The organism is Halolamina salina (assembly GCF_042678005.1).
GTDB lineage: Archaea > Halobacteriota > Halobacteria > Halobacteriales > Haloferacaceae > Halolamina > Halolamina salina.
The window spans coordinates 1-6,610 of the sequence record NZ_JBHUDH010000215.1 but is presented as its reverse complement, the minus strand read 5'-3'; the positions used below and the strand labels follow the sequence as shown (position 1 = coordinate 6,610).

The 6,610-nt window shown below is 70.0% G+C and carries 6 protein-coding genes; 2 read left to right on the top strand and 4 right to left on the bottom strand.

The window, feature by feature from the left end:
* Window positions 1-146 precede the first annotated feature (146 nt).
* Window positions 147-650 carry a nickel-responsive transcriptional regulator NikR gene (gene nikR, locus ACFR9S_RS14720; protein ID WP_379732206.1) on the bottom strand — a complete coding sequence of 168 codons (504 nt, stop codon included), beginning with the start codon at window positions 648-650 and terminating at the stop codon, window positions 147-149.
* A 93-nt stretch (window positions 651-743) separates the two neighbouring features.
* Here nikR and ACFR9S_RS14715 point away from each other — a divergent pair, with 93 nt between their 5' ends.
* Window positions 744-1,049, top strand: a complete 306-nt coding sequence (locus ACFR9S_RS14715) for a putative quinol monooxygenase (RefSeq protein ID WP_379732207.1) — start codon at window positions 744-746, stop codon at window positions 1,047-1,049.
* A gap of 24 nt (window positions 1,050-1,073) precedes the next feature.
* Here ACFR9S_RS14715 and ppsA read toward each other — a convergent pair whose 3' ends face one another.
* From ppsA to ACFR9S_RS14700, 3 genes are all read right to left on the bottom strand, one after another.
* The gene (gene ppsA / locus ACFR9S_RS14710; RefSeq protein WP_379732208.1) at window positions 1,074-3,341 is read right to left on the bottom strand and encodes a pyruvate, water dikinase; all 2,268 of its coding nucleotides are present in this window, start codon (window positions 3,339-3,341) and stop codon (window positions 1,074-1,076) included.
* Window positions 3,342-3,403: 62 nt separating this feature from the next.
* Entirely contained in the window at window positions 3,404-4,504 is a 1,101-nt protein-coding gene (locus ACFR9S_RS14705) for an aldo/keto reductase (protein ID WP_379818957.1), read from the bottom strand.
* Between the two features lie 87 nt (window positions 4,505-4,591).
* Entirely contained in the window at window positions 4,592-5,737 is a 1,146-nt protein-coding gene (locus ACFR9S_RS14700) for a DHH family phosphoesterase (RefSeq protein WP_379732504.1), read from the bottom strand.
* Window positions 5,738-5,824: 87 nt separating this feature from the next.
* Between ACFR9S_RS14700 and ACFR9S_RS14695 the strand changes: the two genes are divergently transcribed.
* Complete coding sequence (locus ACFR9S_RS14695) at window positions 5,825-6,454, top strand: protein-L-isoaspartate(D-aspartate) O-methyltransferase (RefSeq protein ID WP_379732502.1); 630 nt, start codon at window positions 5,825-5,827, stop codon at window positions 6,452-6,454.
* The last annotated feature ends 156 nt before the right edge of the window (window positions 6,455-6,610 follow it).

The window sequence follows — 6,610 nt, the reverse complement described above, 5'->3', positions numbered from 1 at the left end:
CGTTCGTCGACGCCGACCCCGAGGCGGCCGTCGCGGAGGCGACCGAGCGGGCGCGGGCGCTGTACGAACGCGCGAGCGAGGACTGGCGCGCCGCGGACTCCGAACTGGTCGCCGCTGTCGACGACGGCTGGCTCTGAGCGCGGCAGTCAGTGGTCGTGGCCGGCGCCGTCTGCGGCGTCGCTCGTCGACTCGCCGTCCTCGCTCTCGCTGTGGCCCGAAAGCGCACCGAGCCCCGACGCGGGGTCGAAGCCGTCGACGGGGGTGACGGAGTAGTCCACGGTGAGGGTGTCCCGGGTCGCGCGGATCTTGCCGACGAACGTCGACACCTCCTCGAGGGTCCCCTCCAGCACGAACAGTTCCATACAGTGGCGCTCGCCGACGTGGGAGTGGAAGTTCGAGGCGACCAGCCCTTCGTGCTCGTGGCGGAGTTGCATCATGCGCTCCTCGACGCTCGTGGTCTCGTACTCGAAGAGGACGGTGACGACGGCCATGAGGTCGCGGTCCTCCAGCCGGCGGTCCTCGAACTCGCCCAGCAGGTTCCGGGCGGCCTCCCGGATCACCTCGCTGCGGCCCGTGTAGCCGTGTTCCTCGGAGAACGTGTCGATCCGTTCGAGCAGTTCGTCGGGCATCGAGACGCTGACGACGGTCATGTAGCAACCGAGACGCCTCTCGTTAATAATGATTAGCAGTCCCCGCGTGTGCCGACCCGAACGCGTATGCCGGGCGGCACCGAAGCGCCGCCGATGCTCGTCGTACACGCGACTTTCCCGATCGACCCCGAACAGCGTGAGGAAGCGCTCGACAGCGCCGCCGATCTGGTCGAGGCCACCCGCGAGGAGGCCGGCGTGATCGAGTACAACGCCGTCACGGATCTGGTGGAGTCGAACCTCCTGCGGTTCATGGAGGTGTACGAGGACGAGGACGCGTTCGCGGCCCACGTCGAGAGCGATCACTTCCAGGCGTTCGAAGCGGAACTCCCCGACCTGCTCGGGGGCGAGCCCGACGTGATGCGCTACGAGGTCAGCGACGCCTCGGAAGTGGAGGTCTGAGGAGAAAGGACGGATCGAACGGCGTTAGCGCACCGAGTCGAGGATCAACTGCTGCTCGACGCGCTTGACCTCGTGCTGGACGTCACGTACCGCGTCGATGTTCGCCGAGATGCTGCTGATCCCCTCCTCGACGAGGAAGTCGACCATCTCGGGCTTGGAGCCGGCCTGCCCGCAGATCGACGTGTCCACGTCGTGCTCGCGGCAGGTCTCGATCGTCTCGCTGATCAGTTCGAGCACCGCGGGGTGGAGTTCGTCGAAGCGGTCAGCGACGTGCTCGTTGTTGCGGTCGACCGCCAGCGTGTACTGGGTCAGGTCGTTGGTGCCGAAGGAGGCGAAGTCGATCCCCTGCTCGGCCATCTCCTCGACCATCAGCGCGCTGGCGGGCGTCTCGATCATCACGCCCCAGTTACGCTTCTCGGTGTCGATGCCGGCCTCCTGCATCAGCTTCTTGGCCCGGATCACGTCCTCGGCGTCGTTGACCAGCGGGAGCATGAGCTCGACGTTGTCGTAGCCCATCTCGTACAGTTTGCGGAACGCCGCGAGCTCGTGCTGGAACACCTCCGGCTTGTCGAGGCTGCGGCGGATCCCCCGCCACCCGAGCATGGGGTTGTGCTCGTCGGGCTCGTCCTCACCGCCCTCCATCGAGCGGAACTCGTCGGTCGGCGCGTCGAGCGTGCGCACCCGGACGGGCCGGGGGTAGAACTCCTCGGCGACGCCCTGGATGCCGTCGACGAGCTGGTCCTGGTACGCCTCGGCCCCCTCGTCTTCGATGTATCGCTCGGGGGTCTTACCGAGCGTGAGCACCATGTGCTCCATCCGGAGCAGCCCCACGCCGTCGGCGCCGGTCGCGGCCGCGCGCTCGGCGGCCTCCGGGATGGAGACGTTGACCTTCACCTCGGTCGCAGTCATGGGCTTGACCGGCGTTTTGGGGCGGACCTCCTCGACTGGCTCGTGGTCGGGCTCGGCGGGCTCGGTCCGGCCCTCGATCACGGTGCCGCGGTCGCCGTCGATGGTGACGACCTGATCGTCGACGAGCTCGCGGGAGCCGCTGCCGGTGCCGACCACCGCAGGGACGCCGAGCTCGCGGGAGACGATCGCGGCGTGACTGGTCATCCCGCCCTCGTCGGTGACGATCCCCGCGGCGCGCTTCATCGCGGGCACCATGTCGGGCATCGTCATCTCGGTGACGAGGATGTCGCCGTCGCCGACCTTGTCGAGTTGGTCGAGTTCGGTGACGACGCGGACCTCGCCCGCGACGACGCCCGGCGAGGCGCCGAGTCCGCGGAGCAGCACGTCGCCCTCGCCCTCGTTCTCGGTTTCGCGCTCCTCCTCGATGTCGGCGTCGCCGTCGTCGATCGTGGTGATCGGCCGGGACTGGAGCATGTAGATGTCGCCGTCGGCGACCGCCCACTCCACGTCCTGTGGCTCGTCGTAGTGGTCCTCGACGCGCTCGCCGAGTTCGACCAGGTCCTCGATCTCGTCGTCGGAGAGCACCCGCTCGTTCCGCCGGTCCGGCGACACCGACTCCTCGACGGTCTCGCCCGTCTCGGGGTCCTTGATCATCTTGACCTTCTTGTCGGCGACGGTCACCTCCTCGACCGAGTCGGTGTTCCGGTCGTACACGTAGTTGTCCGGGGAGACCGTCCCCGAGACGACCGCCTCGCCCAGCCCCCACGCGGCCTCGATGATCAGTCGGGGCTCGCCCGTGGAGGGGTGGGAGGTGAACATCACGCCGGACTTGTCGGCGTCGACCATCTGCTGGACGACGACCGCGATGTCGACGGCGTCGTGGGGGAAGTCCTTGCGCTCCCGGTAGTAGATGGCGCGCTGGGAGAACAGCGACGCCCAGCACTCCTTGACGCGTTCGAGCAGCGCCTCCTCCGTGACGTTGAGGAACGTCTCCTGCTGACCCGCGAAGGAGGCGTCGGGCAGGTCCTCGGCGGTCGCCGAGGAGCGCACGGCGACGAACGCCTCGCCGTCGCCGAGGTTGCTGTAGGCCTCGAGGATCTCCTCGCGCACCTCCTCGGGGAACGGCGTGTTCAGGATCAGGTCGTGGGCGGTGTCGGAGGCCTCCTTGAGCGCGGCGGAGTCCTCGGGGTCCACGTCCATCGCCGCGAACAGTTCATCGTCGATGCCCGCCTCCTCGATGAACGCCCGATACGTCCCCGCCGTGACGACGAATCCCGGCGGTACGGGAAGCCCCGCCCCGGTGAGCTCACCGAGGGAAGCGCCCTTTCCGCCGACCGTCTCCAGGTCCGCGGCGCGAACGTCGTCGAGCCAGAGTACTCCCATCAGGTAGGGATGCCGGTGTAGCGATAAAGAAGGTTCCGGAGAGTTCGGGGTGAACCTCGAGCCTACTCGAACACCGCGTCGAACGCCGACGCCCCCAGCGGGTCGAACGTCCCGGCGGCCAAGTCCTCCCGGACGTGGCTCTGCCGGCCCATGCCGACGAGCGCCGCGGCGACCGCCGGCGCCGAGCGCGCGAAGTTGATCGCCCGCTGGGCCGGGCTGTCGCCGGCGAGTTCGGCCGAGATGTCCTCGGGCAGTCCCGCGACCAGTTCGCCGCCCATCAGCGCCGCGCTCGCGAACACCGAGAGCCCCTCGCGGTGGGCGAACTCCAGCGCGCTCACCGCCTCGCCGCTCTCTGGGTCCTCGTGGTGGGCGCTCGTGAACGCGTCGGCCATGTGGACGTTGAACGGCAACTGGATCGCCTCGAAGTCGTGGTCGTCGGCGTCGCCGCCAACCGACTCGGCGGCCGAGCGGGCGCAGTCGAGCACGCGCGACAGCGAGAGATGCTGATCGTGCTCGGGCGGCACGCGGAACGCCTCCCACGAGGCGACGCCGTAGCGGCCGATCCGGCCCGCCGCGATCTCGCGTTCCAGTTGCTCGAACGCCGCCTGGAGTTGCTCGTACACGTCCTCCCGAGGGCGGGCTTCCAACTGCGTCTCGGGGTTGTGGACGTAGTAGCAGTCGATCGTCTCGACGCCCAGCGCGTCGAGCGAGCGGTCCAGCATCGTCTCGAGGAAGTCGGGCGCGATGGCGTGGCTCCCGCGGGCGAGGTCGGCCGGATCGACGATTCCGGTTTCGACGAACTGCTCGCGGACGTACTCCGCCGGATCGGCGGGGCGCCCGCCGTCGAACGGGACGAACCCCCCCTTCGTCGCGAGCAGCACCGCGTCGCGCTCGACGTCGGCCGTCTCCAGCGCGTCGCCGACCACGCTCTCGGCGCGGCCACAGCGGTAGTCGGGCGCGGTGTCGAGGACGTTACAGCCGTTCTCCAGCGCCGTCACGAGCGCGTCCCGGTGTCGGTCGTCGACGGCGACGGTCGGCTCGCCCTGGTAGCTGCCGGCGCCGATCGAGGAGACCACGCCGGGGCCGAACCGCCGGAAGAAGGTGCGCCCGTACCGATCGCCGAACCGATCCCGGTAGCGCCACGTCGCGTCGCGGGTCGCCATTGTCGGACGGAGGGCGCGGGCCGGGATATGGCTGCCGGACGGCGGGCAGCGTGTCGCGTCGCCGCCCTATTGCGCCGACGCCGACCGCTACACGTCGCCTTCGAGGCTGTCGAAGATGCGCTCGATCAGGTCCTCGCGGGACTTCTCCTCGTCGGCCGGCACCTGGCCGCCGCCCATCCGGGCGTGACCGCCCGCACTGGTATCTTGGATCCCCTCGACGGCGTTCTCCAGCGCGCGACCCATGTGGACGCGGTCGTCGCGGGAGCGCCCGGAGAGGTGGACCGTCCCGTCGCGCTCGCCGACGACGACGACCGCGGTGATCCCTTCGAGCGTGATGAGTTCGTCCGCAGCCTGCGGGATTGCGTCGGCGTTCGACAGCGTCCCCACGTCGCTGACCGCGAACGAGCCCTCGACCTGCCGGCCGGCGATGGCGCGGGCCTTCACGTCGAGCGTCTCGCCGCTGACCTGCGGGTTCGCGATCCGGTCGAGCGAGTCCTCGTCGACACCGGGCGCGAGCGAGGCCGCGGCGTTGAAGTCCGCCGCCGCCGCGCCCGTGGTGAGGTGACGGGTGTCCGCGAGAATGCCGTACAGCAGACCGGTACACTCCCGCGAGGGGAGCGTGAACCGCGCGTCGACCTCGCTCTCGTGGACGTCCGGCGGGACGGGCTTGCCGCCCACGTCGTCGAAGTATTCCGCGACGATGCTGGCGCAGGCGCCGTAGTCCGTCCGGACGTCGGTGAACTCGTCGCCCGTCCCTTCGCCGGGGTGGTGGTCGACGACCGCGAACGGCAGCACGCCGTCGGCGCCCTCGAACCCGCGGGGTTGGTTGTGGTCGACCAGAACGACCGACTCGGCGGCGAGCTCGGAGACGTGGTCGATCCCCTCGATGTCGAGGTCGAGCACGTTCCTGAACGCGCGGTTCTCCTGATGGCGGATCTGGCCGGAGAACTGGACCGTCGGTTCACAGCCCACCTGTTCGGCCAGCCGGGCGATACCGATCGCGGCCGCCATCGCGTCCGGGTCGGGGTCGGGATGCATCAGCACCGCGACCTGCTCCCGGTCCGCGAGCGCCTCCTTGAACCGGACGCCCATCGGGCGCCGGTAGCGGAGCAGCGCGAGGGCGACGATGACCCCGAGCGCGACGACTGCGACTGCCCCAGCGACCAGCTCGGGGTTCCCCCGGACGAACTGCTCGGCCCTCACGAGCGCGTCCGCGTAGCCGGCGGCCTGCATGGGTGATGCTCTCCGGCCGGGAGGGGAAGTAGTTTCGGCACGCGCCTCGCCGAACCGTCTTTACCCGTTCCGGCCGAAAACGCGGGTATGGAGTTCGAGCGACGCCGCGAGGAGTTAGTCCAGCGGCTCCGGGACCGGGGGACGATCGAGCGCGACGTGACCGCCGAGGCGCTGCGGGCGGTGCCGCGCCACGAGTTCGTGCCCGAGGACCGACGGCGCGAGGCCTACCGCGATCGGCCGCTCCCGATCGGCGAGGGGCAGACGGTCTCGGCGCCGCACATGGTGGCGGTGATGGTCGACCGCCTCGGCCTCGAACGCGGGGACCGGGTGCTGGAGATCGGAACGGGCTGTGGCTACCACGCCGCGGTCACCGCCGAGGTCGTCGGCGAGGGAAACGTCTTCTCGGTGGAGTACGTCCCCGAACTGGCCGATCAGGCCCGCGAGACGCTCGACCGGCTGGGGTACGAGATCGCGGTCAGGACCGGCGACGGCCACGAGGGATGGCCCGAACACGCGCCCTACGACGACGCCTACCTGACCTGTGCGGCCGAGCAGGTGCCGTCGGCGATCGTCGAGCAGGTGCGACCCGGCGGGCGGGTGCTCGCCCCCGTCGGCGGCCCGCGACAGGAGCTGGTCCGACTGACAGTCCGGGAGAACGGCCGAACGGAGCGGGAGACGTTCGGCGGCGTTCGGTTCGTCCGGATGCAGGGCGGGTGAGGACCCAAACTGCTTTCACACGAATTCCCCATCTGGGGGACGATGCCGACCGCTGGAGACTCAGAGCTCGATACGCCGGCGCTCGCGCTGCTGTGGGCCGCCCGGGAGACGGGGCTGCTCGCGGCGCTCGTCGACGGCGCCGGCGACGAACGCGAG